General features: G+C 35.2%; 29 protein-coding genes, 1 tRNA gene and 1 pseudogene. 3 read left to right on the forward strand and 28 right to left on the reverse strand.

What is annotated here, in order from left to right:
- Positions 1-2: 2 nt before the first annotated feature.
- The 11 genes and pseudogenes from DW761_RS21685 to DW761_RS14830 form a co-directional block, all read right to left on the reverse strand.
- Complete coding sequence (locus DW761_RS21685) at positions 3-137, reverse strand: hypothetical protein (RefSeq protein WP_255412397.1); 135 nt, start codon at positions 135-137, stop codon at positions 3-5.
- Positions 115-1,005: an ATP-binding cassette domain-containing protein gene (locus tag DW761_RS14790; RefSeq protein WP_117518584.1), complete on the reverse strand. Its 891-nt coding sequence runs from the start codon at positions 1,003-1,005 to the stop codon at positions 115-117. The genes DW761_RS21685 and DW761_RS14790 overlap by 23 nt, the downstream gene beginning before the upstream one ends.
- The gene (locus tag DW761_RS14795) at positions 989-1,732 is read right to left on the reverse strand and encodes a hypothetical protein (protein WP_117518585.1); all 744 of its coding nucleotides are present in this window, start codon (positions 1,730-1,732) and stop codon (positions 989-991) included. The genes DW761_RS14790 and DW761_RS14795 overlap by 17 nt, the downstream gene beginning before the upstream one ends.
- Positions 1,729-1,905, reverse strand: a pseudogene (locus DW761_RS21500) (RNA polymerase sigma factor); the annotation flags it as partial. The gene DW761_RS14795 and the pseudogene DW761_RS21500, both read right to left, overlap by 4 nt.
- A 15-nt stretch (positions 1,906-1,920) precedes the next feature.
- The gene (locus DW761_RS21505; protein ID WP_233513112.1) at positions 1,921-2,238 is read right to left on the reverse strand and encodes an RNA polymerase sigma factor; all 318 of its coding nucleotides are present in this window, start codon (positions 2,236-2,238) and stop codon (positions 1,921-1,923) included.
- 111 nt (positions 2,239-2,349) lie between these two features.
- Positions 2,350-2,787 carry a MarR family winged helix-turn-helix transcriptional regulator gene (locus tag DW761_RS14805; protein ID WP_117453133.1) on the reverse strand — a complete coding sequence of 146 codons (438 nt, stop codon included), beginning with the start codon at positions 2,785-2,787 and terminating at the stop codon, positions 2,350-2,352.
- 14 nt (positions 2,788-2,801) lie between these two features.
- Entirely contained in the window at positions 2,802-3,170 is a 369-nt protein-coding gene (gene rplT, locus DW761_RS14810) for a 50S ribosomal protein L20 (RefSeq protein ID WP_117453132.1), read from the reverse strand.
- Positions 3,171-3,185: 15 nt separating this feature from the next.
- Positions 3,186-3,380: a 50S ribosomal protein L35 gene (gene rpmI / locus DW761_RS14815; protein ID WP_117453131.1), complete on the reverse strand. Its 195-nt coding sequence runs from the start codon at positions 3,378-3,380 to the stop codon at positions 3,186-3,188.
- Positions 3,381-3,403: 23 nt separating this feature from the next.
- Positions 3,404-3,958 carry a translation initiation factor IF-3 gene (gene infC, locus DW761_RS14820; protein WP_117453130.1) on the reverse strand — a complete coding sequence of 185 codons (555 nt, stop codon included), beginning with the start codon at positions 3,956-3,958 and terminating at the stop codon, positions 3,404-3,406.
- Between the two features lie 188 nt (positions 3,959-4,146).
- Positions 4,147-5,313, reverse strand: coding sequence for a DUF6348 family protein (locus DW761_RS14825; protein WP_117518586.1), 1,167 nt, complete (start codon positions 5,311-5,313; stop codon positions 4,147-4,149).
- A gap of 139 nt (positions 5,314-5,452) precedes the next feature.
- Positions 5,453-5,528: transfer RNA gene (locus DW761_RS14830), tRNA-Lys, on the reverse strand.
- A gap of 263 nt (positions 5,529-5,791) precedes the next feature.
- On the opposite strand from DW761_RS14830, the gene DW761_RS14835 reads away from it, so the two are divergent.
- The gene (locus tag DW761_RS14835; RefSeq protein WP_117453128.1) at positions 5,792-6,034 is read left to right on the forward strand and encodes a hypothetical protein; all 243 of its coding nucleotides are present in this window, start codon (positions 5,792-5,794) and stop codon (positions 6,032-6,034) included.
- 46 nt (positions 6,035-6,080) lie between these two features.
- Here the strand turns inward: DW761_RS14835 and DW761_RS14840 are convergent, their stop codons facing one another.
- Both DW761_RS14840 and DW761_RS14845 read right to left on the reverse strand, forming a co-directional pair.
- Complete coding sequence (locus DW761_RS14840) at positions 6,081-7,154, reverse strand: glycoside hydrolase family 25 protein (protein ID WP_233511355.1); 1,074 nt, start codon at positions 7,152-7,154, stop codon at positions 6,081-6,083.
- 70 nt (positions 7,155-7,224) lie between these two features.
- A complete protein-coding gene (locus DW761_RS14845; protein ID WP_117453126.1) occupies positions 7,225-7,719 on the reverse strand; it encodes a GNAT family N-acetyltransferase in 495 nt (164 codons plus the stop codon).
- Between the two features lie 134 nt (positions 7,720-7,853).
- Between DW761_RS14845 and DW761_RS14850 the strand changes: the two genes are divergently transcribed.
- Together DW761_RS14850 and DW761_RS14855 are read left to right on the forward strand one after the other, a co-directional pair.
- On the forward strand, positions 7,854-9,101 hold the full coding sequence (locus tag DW761_RS14850) for a hypothetical protein (RefSeq protein ID WP_117453125.1): 1,248 nt from the start codon (positions 7,854-7,856) through the stop codon (positions 9,099-9,101).
- Positions 9,102-9,158: 57 nt separating this feature from the next.
- On the forward strand, positions 9,159-9,623 hold the full coding sequence (locus tag DW761_RS14855) for a DUF1307 domain-containing protein (protein WP_117453124.1): 465 nt from the start codon (positions 9,159-9,161) through the stop codon (positions 9,621-9,623).
- A gap of 18 nt (positions 9,624-9,641) precedes the next feature.
- Here DW761_RS14855 and DW761_RS14860 read toward each other — a convergent pair whose 3' ends face one another.
- The 15 genes from DW761_RS14860 to DW761_RS14930 form a co-directional block, all read right to left on the reverse strand.
- Positions 9,642-10,127 carry a DNA-deoxyinosine glycosylase gene (locus DW761_RS14860; RefSeq protein WP_117453123.1) on the reverse strand — a complete coding sequence of 162 codons (486 nt, stop codon included), beginning with the start codon at positions 10,125-10,127 and terminating at the stop codon, positions 9,642-9,644.
- Entirely contained in the window at positions 10,121-11,422 is a 1,302-nt protein-coding gene (gene rimO, locus DW761_RS14865; RefSeq protein ID WP_117518587.1) for a 30S ribosomal protein S12 methylthiotransferase RimO, read from the reverse strand. Before rimO ends, DW761_RS14860 begins: the two co-directional genes overlap by 7 nt.
- Before the next feature lie 138 nt (positions 11,423-11,560).
- Positions 11,561-12,508: a 3'-5' exoribonuclease YhaM family protein gene (locus DW761_RS14870; RefSeq protein ID WP_117453121.1), complete on the reverse strand. Its 948-nt coding sequence runs from the start codon at positions 12,506-12,508 to the stop codon at positions 11,561-11,563.
- Positions 12,486-14,477 (reverse strand): glycosyltransferase, encoded by a 1,992-nt coding sequence (locus DW761_RS14875; protein WP_117518588.1) that lies wholly within the window; start codon positions 14,475-14,477, stop codon positions 12,486-12,488. Before DW761_RS14875 ends, DW761_RS14870 begins: the two co-directional genes overlap by 23 nt.
- Positions 14,478-14,494: 17 nt before the next feature.
- Positions 14,495-15,547 (reverse strand): lysylphosphatidylglycerol synthase transmembrane domain-containing protein, encoded by a 1,053-nt coding sequence (locus DW761_RS14880; RefSeq protein WP_117518589.1) that lies wholly within the window; start codon positions 15,545-15,547, stop codon positions 14,495-14,497.
- Between the two features lie 231 nt (positions 15,548-15,778).
- Complete coding sequence (locus DW761_RS14885) at positions 15,779-16,792, reverse strand: glycosyltransferase family 4 protein (protein ID WP_117453118.1); 1,014 nt, start codon at positions 16,790-16,792, stop codon at positions 15,779-15,781.
- A 78-nt stretch (positions 16,793-16,870) separates the two neighbouring features.
- Complete coding sequence (locus tag DW761_RS14890) at positions 16,871-17,278, reverse strand: hypothetical protein (protein WP_117518590.1); 408 nt, start codon at positions 17,276-17,278, stop codon at positions 16,871-16,873.
- A 69-nt stretch (positions 17,279-17,347) separates the two neighbouring features.
- Positions 17,348-18,196 carry an inositol monophosphatase family protein gene (locus tag DW761_RS14895; RefSeq protein ID WP_117518591.1) on the reverse strand — a complete coding sequence of 283 codons (849 nt, stop codon included), beginning with the start codon at positions 18,194-18,196 and terminating at the stop codon, positions 17,348-17,350.
- A gap of 41 nt (positions 18,197-18,237) precedes the next feature.
- Positions 18,238-19,053 (reverse strand): transporter substrate-binding domain-containing protein, encoded by an 816-nt coding sequence (locus DW761_RS14900; protein WP_158553821.1) that lies wholly within the window; start codon positions 19,051-19,053, stop codon positions 18,238-18,240.
- 242 nt (positions 19,054-19,295) lie between these two features.
- The gene (locus DW761_RS14905) at positions 19,296-19,754 is read right to left on the reverse strand and encodes a VanZ family protein (protein ID WP_117518593.1); all 459 of its coding nucleotides are present in this window, start codon (positions 19,752-19,754) and stop codon (positions 19,296-19,298) included.
- Between the two features lie 28 nt (positions 19,755-19,782).
- Positions 19,783-21,090: an immunoglobulin-like domain-containing protein gene (locus DW761_RS14910; protein WP_117518594.1), complete on the reverse strand. Its 1,308-nt coding sequence runs from the start codon at positions 21,088-21,090 to the stop codon at positions 19,783-19,785.
- A gap of 94 nt (positions 21,091-21,184) precedes the next feature.
- Positions 21,185-21,994: an HAD family hydrolase gene (locus DW761_RS14915; RefSeq protein WP_117518595.1), complete on the reverse strand. Its 810-nt coding sequence runs from the start codon at positions 21,992-21,994 to the stop codon at positions 21,185-21,187.
- Complete coding sequence (locus DW761_RS14920) at positions 21,991-22,647, reverse strand: YczE/YyaS/YitT family protein (protein WP_117518596.1); 657 nt, start codon at positions 22,645-22,647, stop codon at positions 21,991-21,993. The genes DW761_RS14915 and DW761_RS14920 overlap by 4 nt, the downstream gene beginning before the upstream one ends.
- Positions 22,631-24,082, reverse strand: a complete 1,452-nt coding sequence (locus DW761_RS14925) for a glycoside hydrolase family 1 protein (protein ID WP_117453110.1) — start codon at positions 24,080-24,082, stop codon at positions 22,631-22,633. The genes DW761_RS14920 and DW761_RS14925 overlap by 17 nt, the downstream gene beginning before the upstream one ends.
- A gap of 75 nt (positions 24,083-24,157) precedes the next feature.
- On the reverse strand, positions 24,158-24,940 hold the full coding sequence (locus tag DW761_RS14930) for a histidine phosphatase family protein (RefSeq protein WP_117453109.1): 783 nt from the start codon (positions 24,938-24,940) through the stop codon (positions 24,158-24,160).
- Between the last annotated feature and the right edge of the window lie 3 nt (positions 24,941-24,943).

The raw sequence follows: 24,943 nt of genomic DNA on the forward strand, positions 1-24,943 counted from the left end.
TTCTAGTCATCACTAAAGATACTTTTGATATCCTGTTGTGTCTGCCATAAACAAATGCCTAAAAACAACAATAAAATGAGTTTACCAGAAAAGGAAGAGATCAGTTTCTTCATTTCATAATAAATCAGTTTCCACATAAGCGTTTTCCTCCCTGAAATAGGATAGATATACATCATCTAAATTCGGCTCTTTTTCTATTGCCTGACCACAAGGTTTGTGATCTGACAATAATCGAATTGTGATAATATTTCCATCTGTTTTTCGATTGACGATTGTATAATCCTGTTCATATGCACGAATTGCCTGTTCATTCCCGCTAATTTCATAAACCTTTTCACTCATTCCCTGTAATATATCTTGCAATGGCTTTTTAAATAAGATTTCCCCCTGTTTCATCAACATGATATCATCGGCAATCGATTCCACATCACTAACGATATGTGTTGATAAAATGACAATCGTATCCTTGCCCACATGTGATAATAGCTGTCGTAATGCAATACGTTCTTTCGGGTCTAAGCCTGCACTGGGTTCATCCAGTATTAATATTTTCGGATGATTCAATAAAGCCTGTGCGATTCCTACACGCTGCATCATACCACCTGATAAATGCTTTAACTTTTTCTTTCTGACATCCTGAAGATTTAATCTTGTTAATAATTCATCAATTTTCTGTTCACAATAATCTTTTTTCAGACATTTCAATACACCAATATATCGTAAAAATGATTCAATATTAAAATCCATATAAAATCCAGCATTTTGTGGCAGATACCCCAAAGATTTCGTATACTCTTTATAATTCTGTAGGATTGCGATATCATCCATTTTCACAATTCCCTGATCAGGCTTCATGATTCCACAAATCATACGCATTAATGTTGTCTTCCCACTGCCATTTGCGCCAAGTAATGCATGGATGCCTTCTTCCAGAGTGAAGGATACATCGTTTACTGCGATTTTATCTTTAAATGATTTTTGTAAATGTTCAATTGTTAATTTCATAAAAGCCCTCCTTTCCAAGTCTTTGATATTTACAGATACAGCCTGACAGGAATAATATTATCGCTATTACACACAGATATGGCTGATAAGATATCCAAGATGAAAACCATGTAGAAGATAATGAATACCCTATATAATTCTCAAATACGCCTGTAAAAACATATATAAACAACATATATAACACGATATATACAGATAATGCGACTTGGTAGCTGCGTATTGGGACAATCCCAGATAAGAGCACAAATTCAGATAAACATAATGGCAACATGGATGTTGTGACTACCTCTATGATTTCACGATGGGAAAAATTGCCACAAGTGAATAACAGTCCTATGGTTACGATATAAAGTGTAAGAAAACACGCAATCTGAAAAAGGAATAATTTTGCGCCATTCAACGGTGTTGTGTATAAAATTTCATGTAGTCCACTTTCCTGATGACGAAATAGCAAAGTAGTGAAATAGATTCCCAGTGCACAATAATATAAGGAGATGTTGACTAATTCAAAATATTTTGTGAAAAATAGATAAATAAAAACAAATAAGAATATCAGATAACCGATGATGATCTTGTTGCCATCTACTTTTAGATATGCTGTAAAGATATGTACATTTTGGTGTTCAATACGATTTTCCTTTTGCATAAGCTGCACTTTGCAAGCCTGTAAAGTTTCATCTAAGCCTTCTGTTTCCAAAACTTCTACGCTTTTCCAATCCAGTTTCATAGCCAGTCCTCCTTTTTGGTAATTTTCCTTAATTTCTCCAAGCCTAGTCGTATCCGTGTTTTCACCGTATTTTCGCTGATTCCTAATATATCTGCGATTTCTTTTATTTTCAGTTCTTCATAATATCTTAGAATCAAGACTTCTTGTTGCTGCATCGGTAATGTTGCTAATAATGATTTTAAATCCCTCTAGGGATAAAGTGGTTCCACACTCATGTTCTTTAGTTTATCGTCATCCTCCTGAATAGGATGTGTACGATACCAGTTATGACAGCCATTAACTGCCATACGAAGCAAATAATGCTTAGTTTTTCCGATAAATTCAAAACGGTCTATATTTTTGATAAAGTTTAAAAAGACCTCCTGCGTAATATCTTTACTACATTCATTTCCTTTCACACGTACATAAACATAGGAGTATATTTGAGGATACAGTTTAGAAATTAATTCATCTAATGCATGTTGATCGCCGGCTTGTATCTTTTTGACAAGATGTTTTTCTTTCATATCTGACCTCCTCACTAAGTTAATGGTTTTAAGAGCCAAAAAGTTCTCTTTTTTCATCAAAAATTGATTTTTATTTTTTCATATAAAAAAAGCCTGTTTTTTCAAACAGACTTAATATTTTTCTTTAAAGAATTTCATTAGATTTTTTAAGGAGTTGATCAGTTCTTCTTCCTTATCCAGTTCCAATTCATTCAATAATTTTTCAATCATTGCCTCATGAAACTGATTATGGATCTGCATGATCGATTCTGCCTTATCCGTTAATGTCAGACGCACGATACGTTTGTCCTTCTCATCCTTGACTCTTTCTACATACCCTTTTTTTACAAGCTTACTTGTCGAAACGGTAAGCGTACCCTGTGTTACCATCAAACGTTTAGCGATTGCGGACATCATATTGGATTCACTTTTTTGAATTGCTTCTAGGATATGCACTTCGGTCATGGATAACTTGACCCCCTGATCACGAAGATTCTTCTCCTCAATCAGAAGGATGTAGTTAAATAAATCTACCAGAAGTTCATTTAAAGTATGACGTGTGTCATCCATAGATATTCCTCAAATTAAGCAGCTTGTTTTTCTAAAGCAGCTTTTGCTGTTTCAACGATTTTTGTGAATCCTTTAGGATCGTGAATAGCGATTTCTGATAACATCTTACGGTTGATTGTTACGTTAGCAAGTTTCAATCCGTGCATTAATTTTGAATAAGAGATTTCATTCATTCTAGCTGCAGCATTGATACGTGCAATCCATAACTTACGCATGTTACGTTTTAAATCTTTACGGTCATTGTAAGCATATTTAAATGAATGCATTACCTGCTCGTGAGCAGTCTTGTATAAAATGTGTTTAGCTCCGTAATAACCTTTTGCTAATTTAATAACTTTTTTTCTTCTCTGACGTGTTGTATATCCACCTTTTACTCTAGCCATATTTACTTCCTCCTATTATTTAACAAGCATCTGTTTTACACGTTTGAAATCTGTGTTGTTAACAGTTCCTGATTTTCTCAAGTGACGTTTTTGTTTCTGTGTTTTTCCATGGAAACGGTGAGAAGTATAAGCATGACTTCTTTTTAATTTTCCAGAACCAGTTGTTTTAACTCGTTTTGCTAATCCTCTATGTGACTTCATCTTTGGCATAAGTAGTACCTCCTCTAATTTTTTTATTTATTCTTTTTCGGTGCCAAAACACATGACATTGTGTTACCTTCAAGAATCGGTTTTTTCTCTACGGTCGCAATATCAGAAATTTCTTCCGTAAAGTTATTCATAATCTTTTTACCAACTTCCAGTCTTGTAATCAATCGTCCTCTAAAACGCATATCTACCTTGACCTTCATACCATCTTCAATCCAAGCTCTTGCATGACGCATTTTTGTATCAAAATCGTGTTTATCAATAACCGGAGATAGACGGATAGGCTTTACCTCTGTAACATGCTGTTTCTTTTTGGCCTCTTTCGCTTTTTTCTGCTGTTCAAAGCGATATTTACCATAATCCAGCACCTTACATACCGGTGGGACTGCCTTTGGCGCTACGCACAACAGATCCAAATCCTGATCATATGCGATTTGTAAAGCTTCACGACGAAGTTTGACACCCAGTTTATCACCATTAGCGTCAATGACCATGACTTCCTTAAATTTGATCTTTTCATTAACTAAATCGTCGTTTACGTTGTTAGGAATAACTTTCTTGTTTATAATAGACACCTCCATTTGTTGCCATAAGAAAAGCGGGTACTTATATGCACCCGCATGATTAACCTACTGATATCAATACTTCTATATCGATGTAGCTTATGACCCATATCCTTTGGATATCAGGTGAGAAGGGGTGCTTCTAACTTTCCACTAACTTTTCTGCTTGTTTATCTTATCATAGTGGTTCCACTATGTCAATCTTTTTATCGTAAAATATAATTTTCTTTCACAAAGTATCCAATTCCTGGTGTATAAAGCTCTTTAATATCATCGCCTTCATCTAGTGCTTTTTGAATTGCCCGATAATTTGCGCTAAACTGCGCAATCTGTTCAATCAGTTCCTGACTTGGTTCTTCATTTTTTAGATATTTTCGAATGGTTTCGTCTATATATGAGAAAGATCGTACCTGACTTTGATATAACTCTACTGTCGGCTCCCCTTTTCTGATGAGAAATAATTGTTCTCCACATTCCAAATCACTAAATACGTGTTTACAATATAATTCAGGAATAAACCCAAACAATTCCATACCCAGACTTTCATCTTTACATAATTTGATCAACTGAACACGAAGTTTTTTATACTCCTCTTTATCTTCACATTTTTCATACATATGAATTGCTTTTTTTGTATATGTAACAATCTGTTCCTTTGTGAATACAGGTGGTGTGTAAGTATCATCTTTTTGATAAAACAAAAAGCTTTGTTTTTCTGTATGATATGCATCGATACAATCCCAATTGCCAACATAGTCTTTTAATAGATCACTTAATTCTTTAGAAAGTACATCATTGATTCGCACTTCAATATCAGACTTTCTTCCCATTTTTGCGCAATAGATTTTAATCCAGTAACAACGCTTGTTGCCTAATCTTTTTAAAATCTGTTCTCCCAGCATATTCCAGAAGCTTTCCAGCATAATGCCTTCCCGTTTTCCATGAGAAGATACTTTACTTTCATATACATCAAATGCATGATTTTCCAATGTTTTGATGATCACGGTTTTGGTTTTATCTTTTTCCAATGCGCCTATGAATAATTGCACATCATGACGATTGAAATTATCACAGGCATCACGAATGCATTCCTCATAGCTTAATCCTAGACCACAAACAGGATCAATGATAGGATCCTCCAGGCTTTCATGATGGATTTGAAAAACAACCTGTGCCATTGTTTCATCTCCACCTAAAACATCCGCATAAATATAAATCTGATGTTCAGGGATCACAAATGCATCATTTTGTATTTGTCCATCTTCATATAGTTCTGATAAATATTGATATACCAAAGATGTTTCTTCTACAAGATTCTCTGGTTCTTTCTTCTTTTTTCTGAAAAACACGATATCTACCTCTCTTTTTATCATAAGTATACAACAAAATGTGACACCTTTCTACAATGATTGCGGAGATACCATAAAAACACATATTTCATATGATATAGAAAGTGGTTCCAGAGTAAAAAAAACCTTTCAACATTCCCTGTCAAAAGGTTTATTTTATAAATGGTGACCTGTCAGGGAATCGAACCCTGGACCCACTGATTAAGAGTCAGTTGCTCTGCCAGCTGAGCTAACAAGTCATCTTTCCAACTGCTAGATTATTATAACAGAAAATGGTGAAAATGCAATACCATTCATGAAAAAAGCTATAATTTTTATATAGCTATTTGTTGTTTACTGATCGATTCTACCATTTAAAAACAATTGTTCCCAAAATCAAAACAAATATACAATCGTATACAAAAGTTTTTCTATCTTCTTCATTATTCGACAAAACTCGTGCTATTCTGCAACATCATAACTGTATAATAACATCAGATAAAAACAAAGGAGGAAACACATTATGCAACAGAACATGATTTATTTCGACGATAATTTTAACAAAAATGCAATTATGGTAATGTCCGATTTTGATTTATGGGTAGATGACTTCATTCATCAAATTCAGGTACATAAAGAAAGCGCAGATACACTGGAGCAGTTCCAGCATACCTTGCGCCTCATGATTCAGTCTTACTATTGTTCCCTGATGTCAAAAGAAGAATTTGATACCATCATGGAAGACATGTATGCTGTAATGTCTTAAGTAAAAAAATTGCGCTGTGGAAACGACCATTCCATGCGCAGTTTTTTTATATATGATGCAATGCACTTTCTTGTGCCCATCCAACATTTTCATTAATCAGATAAGGATGTTTTGCACCTTTGGCGATACTGGTGATTCTTCCCTGTTTTACTAACAATGAGCTGCTTGGATAATATACCCCGCCGTTGCTTTGGGTCCATAGCCCATCAAAAGAAACCTTGTCACCGATTTTAAAACGATTGCTTTCTTGATGAATCACAACATCATCATTTGCCCATCCAACATTATGATTGATCAGATAAGGATGCTGTGTCCCATATAAAATCTTAGTAATGATTCCTTCTTTGATCGCAAGATTTTTTACAGGATACCAATTCCCACCATTACTTTGGGTCCATAATCCTTTAAATGCGATTTTATCTCCAACGCTGTATCTTGGTCTAGCAGGATGGGTAGTTATCGGAGGATGATTCTCTGGTTTATTTCCATCTTTATGATAACCGTTAAATCCCATAGAAGTGATCAGTTTTTCATAATCCACAAAACTATAATCCATATCTAAGCGACCAGTATAGCCATCAACACGACCATCGCTTGTAAACTGCCACATTTGATAAGGCTTGGTATACGTATTTACACTTGCCCATTGTGCTACCCATTTATCAAAACGATCTAATGTACTTGAGTTTAGATGATTATTCCACCAATCCAGATTGGCATAAATACCAGCATAAAAACCATTTGCTTCTAATTCAGAACAGGTATAGTAACAAACCTTCACATTCATTGCATCACTTACATGATGACTGGCCTTCCATCCATCAGCATCCTCCATATCGATAAAGCATGGATAGGATGGTTTACAGCTTTTACATAATCGGATAAAGCCTGATGCTTCTTCTCTCATTTCTTGATCCGTTGCCACATAAGAATAATGATACAAGCCATATGGCATATGCACACGTTCACATTCTTTTACATTGCGGCGAAACTGTCGATCTTCTACAAAGTGTCCATAACTTGAACGGATAATCGCAAATTTGATACCACCTTTTTTGATTGTATCCCAATTGATGACACCATTATGTTCTGACACATCAATCCCTAGCAGTTTTGTCATACACATTACCTCCTACCTTAAGGTATGTAGCTTCTTAAAAAACGCGTAAAGAAAAAGCACAAATGTGCTTTTAAGCGATATCTAGTTGTAGAATATAATCATCCATGATAAAGCCATGACCGATATCAGTTTGTACAGCATCGATTTCATAGAAGCCTTTTTTCTTATATACATCTAAGGAATGGGTATTAAACTTATTACATGTCAGATAGATTTTATCCAGCTTTGATTCTTTCGCAAAGGCAATGGCCTGTTTCAGTAATGTGCTGGCATATCCTTTTCCACGATACGCTTTTTTCAGATACAGCTTACTTAAAAACAAACGTTCTTTCTCAGGCTTTACTCCACAAAAGCCAATCAGCTCTTTTCCTTCATAGGCTAAAAAATATGTATAATGCTCTTCATTGATTGCTTTTTCCAAGGCAGGATAGCTTTGAAATTTTTCTACCATGTAGTCAATTTGCTCCTGTGTAATGATGGAAATAAAATATTCATTCCAGATTTCCTTTGCTGTTTCTGCCAGCTGTATCAGCTGCTGCTCATTTTCACAAACGCATATTTCCATAAAAATATTCCCCTTTCTTTTATTGGTAATGATTATAGCACAATTTTCATGTAAAAAAACTTCTTTTTTTACATATTTTGTCACCTATAATTAATAACGTGATATAATATAAAAGAGTATTTGGAGGAGAGAAAATGTACCCTAGAGATTTTCGTTTAAATAAAAATGTAAAGAACTGTATAGCGGTACTATTGAAATATTATCGTAAACAGTTGAAAATGAAACAAAAAGATTTTATCACTTATAATAATGCATTGATTTGTTCCATGGATTCCTACAGTCGTATTGAAAATCTGCATCCAATCAAAAGCGATTCTATTTATATCTATTTATTACATCAGATTGGAGCAACCATTGAATATGATCCAGCATTCTGGGCGAATCTTCAGCCATTATTTGAGCAGCTTTTACATGATGTCACATTTTATCACATTCATAATCTACAAAAAACAGCTTTAAAAATCAAGAAACTGTTACCAACAGACAGTAGTGACATTTTTGTAAAAGAAATTCTTGATTTATGTGATTTAATTCCCAATTATTATGCGAAATGTAGTGATATGAGTGAAGAACAGTTTGATAAATATATGGCATTATTAGATATTTTCACTAAGCCTTTAAAAGAAATCATTAAAGATATGTTATTTACATATACCGTTCATCGTACAAGAAATGCGAAAAAGGAGCAGGAAATCTTTGAATTTTTAAAGATCAATGAAAGTGATACACCTTTAAATATACTGAATCGTTCCTATATGCATTTTTACCGTGGTTGGTATTTAGACTGTTTTAGGGATTCTTTAGAGCTGGAACGTATCTTTATTGAAACTGAAAATTACAATCGTTTGCTGGATGTTTATGATGCAATGGCTTTATTGTATGTTGAATTACAGAAAAATCAAAATAACATCTATCAACAGAAGCTGTTCAAACTGGTAAGAGAACACAAAGACCAGCTGCATAAAAATAAATATCTTCAATCTTTATACCAATGTGGTATGTTATATTTGGAAGATAAAGAATATGAACAGGCATATCCTTTCTTTGTAGAACTAGCAGATCAGGATGATTATCATTATCTGCCGGCAGCCCTTATAGCAAATACGATTTGTACATTATTGGATACCAAACCTGATCCAGCGATTCTTAAAGAAGTCAGATATCCAAAGCGTTTTCCCCAGCATGTTACGCAGTTCCATGAATATTATCGTATGAAATATTCAGATGTAGCTGCTGAAAAGTTAGAAGATTTTCTAGTTATGAAGATTGCGCCAACACTGGCACGAGAAGATCTGTATTGGGAACCTTTCCAGATGGAATTAGAAAATGTATTGAAAATCACAAAGCATTATTATGTAAAACGTAAATTGAAAATCAAATAAAACTTTCATCCTGTAAATGCATATGATACAATAGCGTCAATAGAAAGTAGGGACAATATGAAAAAATTATTATGCTCCGCTTTAATTCTGTTATGTTTAAGCGGATGTGGATCTGATAAAAAGGAAGAACCCCAGAAAACAACAAAGTGTACAATGGAACAGAAATCAGGTGATATCACATTTACCACCACACAGGATATTACTTATGCAGGTGATGTTGTAAAATCTCAAAAGCAGACGGTCAGTGCAACACTTGATAAAGATGATAAGGATATGCAAAAAAAGGTAGAGGCTACAATTAAGGAAAACAAAGAAAAATATAAAGATATGAAAGGCATCAGCTATGAAGCCGGTATTGATAAAAACAATCTTTACACTGAAGTTATAACCTTTGATTTTTCTAAAGTTAGCGCAACCGATTATGGTAAAGTCACCAATCAAAAACTAGAAGGCGATAAACTAGAGATTGATTATAATCAAAGTATCAGCAACCTAAAAAAACAAAAATTTACTTGTAACTAACAAAAAGGCAGATACCCTTTAAAGGATATCTGCCTTTTTGAATGCCTGCTTCCATGCCTCAAACAAAGCTTGTTCCTTGATTGTTCGATTGGCATTACTGGTACTTGGTAAATACATACATGGAATCTGTATGGCATGAAAATGCTTTTGGTATAAATCATAGCTTTTTTTACCATTGCAGATCACCATGCGAATGGTTGGATGTGCTTGTATCAGATATGCAATATCATTTACTTTTTCATGACGAATCGCACTATCCAGGCTGCCTTCCCGCTCACATTCTCCTATCACATCCCATAAAATCATATGATGTGTCAAGATGATCTGCTTTTTTTGTTCATAGGTATCAATTGGCATTTGAAACATCTGATTCATAATTTTCCAGAAACGATTATGCTTAAAGCCATAATATTCTTGTTTTTCTAATGATGTCACACTTGGCATAGAGCCTAAGATCATCACATAAGGATATGGTGCGATAATTGGATCAAAGCCTTTTAACACACTTCCACTCCTTTTAGATCATGTGTCATTGCTTCCGTAATTTTTACTTTTACAAATTCTCCAAAGTTGATGGCACGCTCACTTGTAAACAATACCACACCATCAACTTCATCTGGCGCATCATGTACGCTTCTGCCACGATATACGCCACGTAATCCATCCTGATCTTCAACCAAAACCTCTAAGGTTTTCCCAATCATTTTCTGTTGGTTCGCAAAGGATACTTCTTGCTGCAGCTGCATCAACTCATCTAAACGCTGGTCTTTGATTTCTTCATCAATTGCACCATCCATATCGAATGCCGGTGTATCTTCTTCAGGAGAATATGTAAATGAACCCATACGATCCCAATGTACATCTTTCACAAACTGTTTTAATTCTTCAAATTCTTCATCTGTTTCACCAGGGAATCCAACAATAAATGTGGTACGCAGTGTTGGTTCTTCAAAAGTTTCACGTATTTTTTTGATAAGTTTCAATACATCTTCTTTTGTGCCTCTTCGATTCATAGCCGTCAGCATACGATGATTTGCATGCTGCATTGGAATATCAAAATAAGGTAATACCTTTGGAAGTTTTGCCATACCTTCAATCAATTCATCATCTATTTCATCCGGATACATATATAAAATGCGAATCCAATGGAATCCTTCAATTTCATGCAGTTTCTGTAGTAATGGCAACAAAGAACGTTTGCCATATAAATCTACACCATATTTGGTAGTATCCTGTGCAATTAATACAAGCTCTTTGACACCACGTGCAGCTAATTGCTTCGCTTCTTCTATCAATTGTTCCATAGGAAATGTAACATTATCCCCACGAATCAATGGAATCGCACAATAGGTACAATGATTAGAACATCCTTCCGCAATCTTTAGATAAGCTGTCCATGGCTTACTGCTTACCAGACGTTCTGCTTTCGCATAACTGACTAGATCATGTCCATCCAATAACTGTCCAAGTATTTCATGGATATGAGGATATTCTCGAATACTGATGACTGCATCGATTTCCGGAATATCTTCAATCAAAGCTTCTTTATAACGCTGTGCAAGACATCCAACAACAATTAGCTTCTTACAGTTATATTTCTTATATTCTGCCATTTTGAAGATGGTAGAAATCGCTTCTTCTTTTGCTGGATTGATAAATCCACATGTATTTATTATGATTGCTTCTGCCTGTGCAGGATCACTCACCATTTCATGGCTGGCTTCTTTTAGCATGCCCATGATTTTTTCACTGTCTACTAAGTTTTTACTACATCCAAGTGATACAAATCCAATTTTCATTTTCAACACCTCATGCATTACTATAACATGAAACTGCTGATTTAAAAAGCAAAATCCACGAAAATCTTTTACATGTAAATTTTGTAAGCATCCCTTTAAAAAAAGTCATACAGTATATACCATATGACTTTCTTCATCTTAATCTTTTTTATTTTTTAATGTTGTTTTATAGAAATTACGATTTTCCATTGCGAAGATTCTTGGTGTAAATTCACCAGGCATTACATTATTCATCGCTTTATCTAATGTACTCATACGTGCATCGATATTATCTATCAAATGCAGGATTTCTGCTTCCGGAATCATTGGCAATACTGGTGAACCATATTCGTATACCCCATGATGAGATAAAATCATATGACGCAGTAATAGAATTTCTTCTTCATTTTCATATCCCAGCTGTTTTGCTTTTTCATAGACCATTGCCTGCATAATAGAAATATGTCCAAGCAGTTTTCCTGTCTTTGTATATTCACTGATAATCGCTTTATTTAATTCCGTTAATTTCCCAATATCATGTAAAATAATGCCACCTGCCAACAGGTCCTCATTTAACATTGGATACAGTGCACAAATAGAGTGTCCTAATTCCAGCATTCCCAAAACATGAGTCGCCAGTCCTCCAACAAAATCATGATGATTTTTCGTAGCGGCAGGATATTCATAGAAATCTTTTTCGTTTTCTTTCATGATTTCCATTACCATCGTTTTGATAATTGCATTATCAATACCATTGATTTTCTCATCAATTCTAGATTTCAATTCTTCTTTTGTTAAAGCACTTGTTTTTACATAATCATAAATATCTATTTCACTCATATCCAGAATCTCCAGTTTGCTTACACGAAACTGTAACATTTTTTTATGAGATAATACATCCCCTGTTGCCTCTACCAGCATCCCATTGCTGTATAGATCAATTTCTTCTTCTTTTACATTCCAATATTTGGCTTCCATCGTACCAGTCTTGTCTTGAAAGGTAAAAGACAGATAAGGCGCTCCTTTGGCTGTAACACCACGATTTAGATTGGTGATTAAAACCGTAATACTGCCTTTATATCCATCATTCAATTCCTGAATCTTCATCGTTTTCCTCCATTTCTTCTAACTGGTTGATGACATCTTCTCTGACAAATCCTTTCTGCATACAATACAGAATGATTTTATTGCGTAAATCTTTTCCCTGATACTTTCTTGCATAGTTTCGCTGTGCTTTTTGAATTGTCTTAATCAGGGCAGAGTGATCATCTTCATCCTCAAAATTTAAGTTTTCACTGGCAGATAATGCGACATCACTATCATATCCAAGGTTGATCAGCTTTTTCACAATCGTCTGTTTCTTCATCTTCTTGGATTTATCTTTGATGGTTGCCATCAGTTTTTCTGCCATCTGTATCGCCTTCTGGCTTTCTTCTTCATCATCCAGTGCATCTAATGCCTGATCGATATCTTCTCTTGCGATACCTTTATTCATTAATGTTCTTCTAATATTGCCTTTTCCCATAAGTGAAAACTGCATTTTTTCAATCTTTTCCTGAAGATACAGCTGATCATTGATATAACCTTTTTCTTCCAGTTCACACAATAATGCTTCTACATCTTCATTAGCAAGCCCTGGCAGACGATTGAAATAAATCTGCATTTCTTTTCGTGTATAATCACGAATTTTCAGCTTGCGTATCGCAGCACGATAAGCTTCCAGCATAATTTCTTTATGACGGAATTCATCCACTGTATAACGATCCAGCATTGTGCCAATACGTATTTTATATAAAAAGTAGTCATCCAGAGAAACCAGAATTTTTAAAGGCTGATCCTCGCTGTCATTTTCTACATAGATACGTACATAATCATCCAGATTTTTAATTTTCACAACCTCATAAGCATGCTGATAATCATCAATTGCTTGATAATATACGCTTAATACCTTTTGATAGAATACACGTGAATCGTATTTGTCCACAAATGCTCTCGCTTTATTCTTCATTTCCTGTTGTGCTTCCTTTGTCATTGCGAAAAATGCTGTTAATTTCTTCGCAAATTCCTGTGGTGTTTCAAACAAATAGCCACTAACACCTTCCACAACCAAATCTTTTAATACATCATCTGGTCTAGCAAAGACAGGAAGACCACAAGCCAGTGCTTCAATAAATGTCATACCCTGTGTTTCACTCAATGAAGCAGACACAAAACAATCTGCACATGCATAATATTGTGGCACTTCTTCACGATTTTTCTTGCCTGTGAAAATCACTTTATCTTCTAAATGATATTTTTTCGCAAGCTCGCGATAATCATCTAATTGAGGACCATCGCCAACAATCATTAGTTTGATATGTTCATCTTCTACATAGCGAAAGCCTTCGATTGGTATATCAATACTTTTTTCTTCTGCGATTCTTCCCAGATAAACAATAAGTTTATCATCCTCTTGTATTCCATATGCTTTACGGATGCTTGTGATTGTATCCATTTGAATCTGACGCATATCAAACATAGAAAAATCAAGTCCTGTTGGAATAACATAAATCGGTGTTTTTACACCATATTTTAATAATGTTTCTTTGGTTTTTTCACTAGGGGAAATAACTGCCTGTACATTATCTGAAATAGAACGGCTGAATGTAGATACAATTCGTTTTGTCATCTTATCTACTTCTTCAAAACCGAATAAATTCACATAATGCGTGTAATCTTCATACATTGTATGATAAGTGGATACCACTGGTATATTTAGGTTTTTCGCAACGATTCGTGCAAAAAAGCCAACACCAAATTCGGTATGTACATGAATGACATCCAGATTCATCTTTTTCACTTCATCTCTTGCCGCAAAATGAAATGGTGTTGAAAGTTTATAACCATACAGCCATTTTAATTCCAGACCCGGTAAGCGCAAAACGTTTCCTTCACGCTTCATGGTTCTAGCCTTATGATTTGTAATGACGAATACTTCGTGTCCGTTTTTTTCCAATTCTCTTTGCAGGGTCACAATACTACTGACAACCCCATTGATATCCGGTGTGTATGTATCGGTAAATAATCCAATTCTCATACCAGGACCTCCTCTTATTATTTTATATCACGTTCATAACTTTCTTTACTATATTTCTGTTTCAGATAGACAAATATGACTGCGCCTACCAACATAACCAAATGATAGGTTGAAAAACGCCATAAAATCATAATACCACTGGTGATAGCGCCATCTGCGATCATCTGTCCATATAACTGTGTAAAGACAAATTCGGTTCCCCCGCTTGCTCCAGGTATCGGAATGAAGGCATTTGCCATCAATACGAAGCTGGATAATGCCAGACAATCAACCAAACGATCTATGCCCAAAGAATAACCCAGAGCATTGGCGATAAACCATGGCAGCATAAACTGAATGGTCATTCGCACGATATTCCATAATACTGATTGTATGATCATCTTTTTTTCATTTTTTAACTTTTGAATTTCTTCTGTAAAAGATGTTACCTGCGCACCCCATGATGCCAGTGTTTTATCTTTATCTTTCACAATATGCAGCTTTGCTAATAATTTTACACATAAGTTGCTAAGCTTTACATACATCTTTGGAAACAATGCCATTGTCCATAAAATACTGATAACACATAAATTGATAATATATCCAACCAATATCAAAAACAATAACGGTCCACCAATCATTTGTACATAATGGGTATAACGAAGCAAGAACAACACGGTTACATACCCCATCATCGTTGTCTGATATACAATGAAATCCGCCCATAAAATACTGGCACCATCACTGAATTTTATGCCTTGTTTTTTAAAGATATACGCCTGTGCAAACTGGCCTCCTGTAGAACTTGGGGTAATTCCACTAAAAAAACTGCCGACAAGTCCATTCTGAATACCTTGTACAGTGGTATAGCCTTTTTTATTTTTTCTTGCGAATATAGACAGAATCTTTCCTACAACGCAAGAATACAACATACCCCAGCTAAGAATAATGATCAGCCAGTACCATTTTAAACCAGATATCAACGTCAATACTTCTTGATAATTGTCTTTTAATGCGAACCAAAGTGCAATCACAGTTAATCCGATAATCACCAAAAAATTCAAGACGTAGCTTTTCAATGAATTTTTCATGATAAAACTCCCTTTATTTCACTTACAGTATTAAACCATACTGTAAACATATAGTTTTGCCTAAGTGCTTTCTACATTTTTATTATAGCATACTTCCTAGTGGGATGGTATGTATCTTATGCTTACAAGTTTGTCACATACGCTAAAACAATAACCTATACGCTATCCTGTCTTGTTTATTGACAACACGATATCTGGATTTTAATTCCAACACGCTGAAAGGTATGAAGCTTATTCATTTTCATCCTTCAACACCAGTTCATAAACCTGGCGTAATTCTTTTCCTACTTCTTCTATACTTCGTTTTGCGGCTGTTTTACGGCCTTCTTCACTAACATCCGGTAAACGTTTATTCACGACATCATCCACAAGTTTTGTGAATTCCTCCACGTTGTGTCCCATATAACAGTTGACTTTATCCTGCATCCATGGATCATATACTGGAATATCACGCAATATAACCTGTTGATAGGAAGCCAGAGCTTCTAATACTACGATTCCTTCTGTTTCCTCCATACTTGGAAAGAAGAAAGCATCCCCGCCACAATATGCACCTTCGATTACAGGACCGCTGACATAACCTGGGAATATCACATTTGATGGATGATCCTTTGTGACAATATCACGAATCTGTTTGGGAATGGAATATAGTGGCACATGGCCAAACCAGATAAATTTATACTCTGGTAAGCGTTTTGCGACTTCTATGAAATCCAAAATCCCCTTTCTCACAAAGAATAATCCTACACAGATAACTACTTTTTCATCTTCTTTTAATTGAAAATATTCTCTGAATGCTTTGATTTTATCTTCGTTATAGTTAAATTTATTCAAATCGATTCCATTACTGATCGCATGCACAGGAAGTTTTATACCATAGCTTTCGATCAGTTTTTTTGAATAAGGAGTCGGCGTTATGATACGATCTGCCTTGCTGTATAAATGAACCAAACGTTTTTTAAACAACGGCGCAATCTGGTTACTTAACATGAAAGAATTACGGAAATCTTCTTCCGTACTATGTGCATGATAAATTACTTTTTTGCCTTTATTTCTTGCTTTACGAATGATTGTAGAACTATTGGGACCAATCGTATTAATATGCAGAATATCAAAATCATCATCAGGATTTAAGGTATACTCAATGTTTTGAGATGTCAATGCAGCCATCTGATGCTTCATTGCCCTGCCTATACCTGATTTGCTGATTACTTTTTCACCTTCAAAATACAATAAAACTTTCATAACGCACCTCCAACACTTGGTAATTATACCATAATCCCTAAGCAGACACAACAATCCTAGGTTTCCTTCAACACGATCCTAGGTTTCCTTCAACACGAAGCGGCGCATCAATATGGCTAGGTGATATAATCCATCCTGATTTCTTCTGCGCAGGGTTGCATTTGTGATATGTAATTTTTTGCAGGCCATTTTTCTATCAAGATGGCACACATATAACGCATCCAATACCTTCTGTTCTTTTTCCGGCAGCTTTTTCATAAATTTCATGATTTCATTTGCAAATGTATTTGACCGACGTAACAATTGTTTTTTCTTTTCACCTTCCTTTCCCACATCATACACAGCCTCCGTTTCACGCACGTAGAACGCTTCTATATCAGAATAATTTCTACCTGTGAAATAGTACAACTGTTCCATTTCTTTTTTCATGTTTTGAATCGTTTGTTTCTTGTCAATCTTCTCTTCTAATTCTGTAAAAGTTTCCATATAAAAAAACCTCCTATATATATACATACGTAAAAAGGAGGCAAAAATCCTAAATTATTTTTATTTTTTTTACTTTTTTTCAATATTTCTTAATATTTTGCGCATTTCATCTGGAAAACGTGTAAAAATACCAAAAGGCAGCCTTCCTTTTGCGGGCCATTTGACTGTATTGCCTTGAAGATCAAGAACAGCGCCATCTTTACATTTTAATAAAATCGCCCCAACTAAAATATCTCTGATATTTCTGGTATCTGAAAGATATGCAATGGCTTCTTTGCGCATACATGCCAACAAGGCATCAGGACAGCAACAAGTTCGATCATCAATAATTTCATAACCAGCTGCCTCCATCACCTTCCATATTTTCTCCTTAACACGATCATTTTTATATATTCGTTTTACAAGCGCATGTTGTACATCTATTACTTTTCCATCCTGAAAGTCACATTGTGAGGCATTCATAAAAAATCTTGTGCCATATTGTGGTTCATAACAATACAAAGTATCTCGTTTAGGAAAATAAACAACTGCAGTTAAGATATCCTGTTGATGAAGAATCGCACTGCAGATTGAATATGTATCTGATTGATTTAAGTATTGCAAGGTTCCATCAATGGGATCAATCACCAGCGTATATCTTTCATCCTGACATGGAAAACATGCCACCAAATCACTTTCTTCTTCCACATCCAAGGTCAAAATATCTCGATCATCCATCATCGCCTTTAATAGCATATCCTGTACCATGACATCTGCCTTGGTCTTTGCCTGCCGCATTGCATAATGCATATCATCCTCCTTATCTTCTCTTATAATATCTTTTCCCTCATTTATAATATCTTTCTGCATAGATAATGCTAGTTTCCCTGCCTGAATACTTGTATCAAACAGTTTCTTACACCAAATTGTTTCTCTCATATATCCTCCATACGCAAAAAGCAATCACCTGGATTGCTTACTTAGGCGATTGCCGCTTTCATGAATGTTTCTTTATCTTCCTTAGAAATGCCATCTAATGCCTTCTGCAGATTTTCAAAGAAATCTTCATCCGTTGTTCCTTTTTTCACACCAATGACATAATCTGCTTTTGTGCTGAATCCTTTCTTTTCATCTGGCGTCACAACAACAAGATCTTTATTCTTTTTCACAATGCTTTGTGCACTTTCTTTTCCTACCACGATTGCATCTACTTTTTTATCAGTTAAGGCTTTTACCAGTTCTGTTGTATTCTTTAATGCATCAGCATGTTTTACTTCTTTGATTTCATTGATTGCATCATCAAAACTGGAGTTCGCAAGTGCCGCTACCTTTAAGCCTTTAAACTGTGCGATATCTTTATATTTCGCAGCTTTATCATCTTTTCTTACAACCAGCACACGCTCACTGCTGTAATATGGCTTTGTGAAATCCATTTCTTTTTTCAATGCTTCACTTGGACTTAATGCTGATATAATGACATCAATATCATACTTATCCAAAGAATCTTTTAAGGTATCTCTTGATATCTTTTTCACCTGAATTTCTTCACCCATTGTTTCTGCCAGCTTTCTGGCAATATTTACATCATATCCTACGCTGTAGCTGTCATCTGATATTATGACACTGCTAGACGTCTGTTGTTTTGTTTGAGAATTAAATGGGGCATCATCACAATCCATACCAACTTTAAAATATGTTTTCCCAGTTGTCTGTGAAACAGCACGCTCTGGTGCACTAGACCCGCATCCACCTAATAATAAGGTACATGCCAATACTGCAGTTAATAACTTTTTCATAGATTTACCTCCTGTCATGTAAATACAAAAAAGCGGCCAATATTTCATTGGTAAGCGCTTTTTACAATCACGATTCTTTATTACTTTATCCCATTTCACACCCCTTGTCAATAAAGTTCCCATTAGTTTTTACTGCATTTTTTATTTCTTTTTCTTACATTCCATACAATATGTTAATCGCATGTGAAATCGTAAAATTTTCGTGTTAAATAAGCACTACTGACTATAAATAGCAGTCTTTTTTATATCTCATGAGGCATACGTTTTTGCTTATATTTTAGCAAATATGTATATATCCAATGCCATAATAGTATTCCTGTGGCACCTCCTACTGTATCGATACAAACATCCCGAAACTGTCCTGCTCTGCCTTCCATAAACAACTGATGAAATTCATCACTGCAGGCATATGCAAATACACATCCGATGAGTATCAAAATCTGTTTCTTTCCAATTATTCGATAGGTAGAGAAAAATAAATAATACAACATTCCCAGTATCGCATACTCACTAAAATGCGCCAGCTTTCTTACAATAAAAGTCCATGTATCATTATAAGATACAAACGGTAAAATCTTGGAAAGGAAAATCACGATTGTATCACTCATACCCTGACTTTCCTCTCCCTGCGCATTTGACATACCAAATATTACAAACATCCAAATCAGGCACAGGGCGCCATAGATCCATCTTTTTTTCATTATTATCACATCCCTGTGCTCTATTATACTATTTTTCTTTTGTTTGTGGAATATGATCGACGGTATCAAATTGATATCCCAGCTTTTTCATATTCTTGATAAAGGTATCCATTGCTTCATAATTGCCTTTATTGCTGGGATGCAATAAGTATATTGCCCCATTATGATAATGTTCCATCATTGTCTTTAAAGCTTCTTCTCCACTAACATCACTTGCATAATCATAATATGCATGACTCCAGAAATAAGTCGAATATCCCAAATCTTTGACCATCTTCATTGCCCGCTCACTGCCTCCACCTTTGGGAAAACGAAATACTTTTTTCATCTGCTGGCCTGTCACTTCCATATAGGTCTTTTCTGTTTCTGTGATTTCCGCAACAAATTTATCAACACTTAAACTATTTGCTAAGGTTGGCATATCGTAATGATGCCAGCTGTGATTGCCTATCACATGTCCATGTTTTACCAAATCATTCATAAATTCTGGTTCATTTTTGATATAGTTTCGCGTTAAGAAGAAGGTTGCCTGTACATCATTTTTATTTAGTACATCGGCGATCTGTTTGATATATGTGATATCATTGCCCCCTTCATCAAAGGTCAGATAGATAACTTTTTCATCAGGCCCCTGATAATATGCCTGATATTTATCTAAAAGCTCTTGTGGCTTAGCACCTGTGGTCCTTGCATGATCTTTGCTTTTATTAAACCACCATTCTTCTGCGGTATTATCATATTCATCATAATCATAATAAAGTTTGGTAAGACTAGGATCGCTTAATACCTCAACTTTACGTAATGCTTTTCCTATGTTGCCACTGCTGTCTTTTACCTCATAATGGATGGTATACGTACCCTTTTTTTGCATATTGATCTGTTGTTTGACATTTACCTGTTTACTGATATCCCCATCACAATTATCGATTGCCTGATATCCTGGATCATTGAATTTCCCATTTTCAAATACACGCAGTGTACTATCTCCTTTTAATTTGATTTGTGGTGCTTTATGATCTTCTACTTTTACTGTTCGTTTTACTTCTTTTCCATATTTTTCACACTTATATATGACTTCATATGTTCCTTTTTTCTTTACATCCACATGACTTTCTATTTTCACTTCATCAGCATAATCCTGAAAATGAAAGCTTGCGACAACGCCTGGATCTTTGTATGGTTCATTTACCTCTACAATTAGTGGGTCATCTCCTTTTACTTTCAATAATGGCACAAACAGACCAGAGAAAAATAACAGCTTTATCAAAAGCGCCATTACTGCGATTGCTATGACACCAAGAATTGCGATAATAATTGTTTTACAACGTTTACTCATATGCTCACCTCTCACAACCTAATTTTATGCATATCCTCTAAAATTAAGTACGTAAGAAAAAGAAAAAGTACAATGCCTTTATCCATTGTACTCCTTATTGTATATGCTTATACAAATATTTTGCGACACCATCATCTTCACAAGATGGTATGATTTCTTTTGCTAATTCTTTAATATGTTTACTGGCATTTTCTACAGCAATCACGTTGGTGAAGTTTTGAAAGATTTGTATATCATTATCACTATCGCCAAACATGCATGCCTTTGATTCTTCTATCTGATAATCATCTAATACCTCTTTGATCATAGATGCCTTATGTATTTCTTTAGGTGTTACTTCTAAGTTGAATGATAAAGCACTTGATACTAACAAATCCTCATGTTTACGCAAAGTTTCCATGCAGGATAATCGTACATCCTGATATAGACTAACACTTTCAATCTTCATAATATCCTCATGAATCATAGAGATATCATCAATATGATATGTCGTTCCTGTATACATAGGTCCATTATCTGGGAAAAAGGACTGAACACAGGCATCAATCATCGACACATTTCCATATAAATAAATACAGTTTTTCGCAAATAGTGTAATTGGCAATCCATAGCTTTTGATTTCATCACAAATGCGTATCATCTGTTCTCTGGAAAATGCTTTCTTCTTTAGTGTTTCCCCATTTTCATCACAAAATAATGCTCCATTCAATAAAATTGCTGGCACATGTAGATCATCTGGAAAAGCACTGCGCATATCTGTATAGCTTCGCCCGGTACATGGGATAAAAGGGATGCCTTTTTCTTTTAAATCTTTGATGATGGAAATAGTTGCATAGGATATCTTATTATCATCTCCAACAATGGTCCCATCTAAGTCACTGAATACGATTTGAATATCCTTCATGCCACATCCTCCCCTACAATTTCCATATATGCGATGCCTTTTCTGCGTTTTACTTTCACAATCATTTGATGAACGAAATCCGTCATGATTCCAGTAAAACAAACCGAAAATATTGTGCCGATACCAATCACACCTCCGAAATATATACCTATGATAAAAAAGATGACATCAAAGATTGTCCTTAACCATTTATATGCAATCTTTGTTTTTTTACACAGGAAATATATGACAGCATCTACTGTATTCATACCCTTTTCTACAGTCTGAAAAATCCCATATGATAAAGCAAAACAAAACTGTCCCAATAACACACAGGTGATTCGTATGAAAAAAGAGGCTTCACTTAAATGTAGTGGCATGATCCATTGATTTACAAAATCAATCATAAACCCAATCATAATAGAATAAGCAATACAAGGCATGCCAATATATTGCCGGTTACAAAGAAATGCAAGTATCAAAAACGTAAAAGTAAAAAGCTGATCTGCCTGCCCCAGTGTGATAGAGAAATGGCGATGCATTCCATCTACTAAGACATCAATGGTATTACTGCCAAGTCCTGCCTCTATAAAAAGGCATACGCCAATTGCACAGATGATAGTGGAAAGCACCGTTTCTACAACGATGCTTTTGATTTTATAATTCTTCCCCATTGCTGGCAACGACTTTTTGATACCAATAGAAGGAATCTTTTCTGATACGTTTTTTACTTCCCTGTCCATAATCGTCCTGATCCACATAAATGAATCCATAACGTTTGCTCATTTCACTTGATGAACAGCTGATAATATCGATTGGTCCCCATGGATAATAGCCAATGACATCCACGCCATCTTTGATAGCTTCTTTTACTGCCGCAACATGTGTAGATAAATAATCAATACGATAATCATCATGAATCTTACCATCTTCACTGATTTCATCAAAACTTCCATAACCATTTTCTGCGATGATAATTGGTTTTTGATAACGATCATAGTAATAATTTAAAACTGTACGTAATCCTTCAGGATCAACAGCCCATCCCCATGCATTCGCTTTTAGATTTGGATTTGGCAGGGCACCATCTTCATTGACACCCACTTTGGCATAGCTTTCAGCACTACAGATACTGCTGTAATAATAAGATAGTGAGAAGAAATCTGCTGTATTTTCCTTTAACACTTTTTCATCTTCTTCACGGATATCCAAGTGAATATCGTGATCTTTAAAGAAACGAAGAGCATATCCTGGATATTCTCCACGCATCAACAAATCACTAAAGAAATATTCCATCTGGTTACGTTTGCGATTTGCAGAAACATCTTCAGGTTTACATGTTGCCGGTTCACTTAATCCATCATACACCATCATACCAATTTGGAAATCCGGATTGATTTCATGTCCGATTTTTGTGACGATGGCACTAGCAGTACATTCATGGTGGATACCCTGATATTTTGCTTCCCATAAGTTTTCTACACGATCCGCAGGGATACCTAAGTGATTAAATGACTCATGATGAATCAGGTTGATCTGATTTACAACAATCCAGTATTTTACTTTTTCTTTATATCTGCGCATAACAGTTTCACAATACTTCACAAAGAAATCGATTGTTTTACGATGATACCAGCCATTATATTCTGTCGCAAGATGTAGTGGCATTTCATAGTGTGATAAGGTTACCAATGGCTCCATGCCATTTTTTCTAATTTCATCAATCAAGTCATCATAGAACTGTAATCCTTCTTCATTTGGCTGTTCATCATCCCCATTTGGATAAATTCTTGCCCAGTTGATAGAAATACGGAAGCTGTTCATACCAGTTTCAGCAAGCATTTTTAAATCTTCTTTATAGGTATGATAGAAATCAATGCCATAACGTTTTGGATAATATCCTTCCTTATCCTGTAAAGCGAATTCGATATCCTTCATGGTTGTTTCTTTATTAGATTTCTTCTTTAAATCGCCTTTATCCTGCACCTTTAAGATATCCGCAAGGCATAATCCTTTACCGCCTTCCTGATATGCACCTTCACATTGGTTGGCCGCAGTTGCTCCACCCCAGAAAAAATCCTTTGGAAATCCATCTAATAGTTGTTTCATATAATTTATTCTCCTTTTCCTGATTTTGTGTAAAAAAGGCAAGACGTTTTGATTCGAATTGCCCCTTTTATTTCATTATTTACTGCCTTTTTCAGTATAGCTTGTATCCCCGATTGTTTTTAATGTATATTTACCATCTTTGTATTCAACGATTGTCGCAGAACAGTTAGAGATATCTTCGCCTTTATACTGACCAGGAACAATTAATTCCAGAATCGTAGGAATTTCACTTCCACTAGAGATAACCAGGGCATTTCCGCCGCCTTTTTCTTCTGTTTCTTTTACAATCTGATCAATCGCTTCCTGAGAACGTTTTGTGATTTGATCATAAGTTTCTGCTGTATGTGTTGGATCATTTGCGGCAATTGCATTAGCGATATCCGCATCACTCATCTGTTTTACCAATTCTCCATACTGACTCCACTCGTCATCAAATTTTAAACCATGTGCTTCAAAGATTGGATCCCACATTTCGTGGTTTAGTTTTCCTTCATATCCACCATAGCCCCATTCACGAAGACCAACCAATTCGATTAGTTCAGGAACATCATTTGCATTCTGTGCCAAAATACGTTTTGCAGTTGCTCTGGCTCTTCCTAAATCTGAAGTATAAGCAGTTGTAAATTTAATGTCCTTCATACCAATACCTGTTGCATCTGCCTGTTTTTCACCTTTTTCGATTAATGGTGTATCACTCCAGCCCTGCACCTGATCGGTATTGTTAAACATTGTTTTTCCATGACGAACAAAGTAGATGGTTGTTCCTTCATTTTTTGCTTCTTTTGCATCATTGCTTGAACATGCGAATAAGCATGTTGCCATAGCAGTTGCCATGATGACTTTTACCAGTTTTTTCATAAA

The sequence above is a fragment of the Absiella sp. AM29-15 genome (assembly GCF_003434225.1).
Taxonomy (GTDB): domain Bacteria; phylum Bacillota_I; class Bacilli_A; order Erysipelotrichales; family Erysipelotrichaceae; genus Hoskinsella; species Hoskinsella hominis.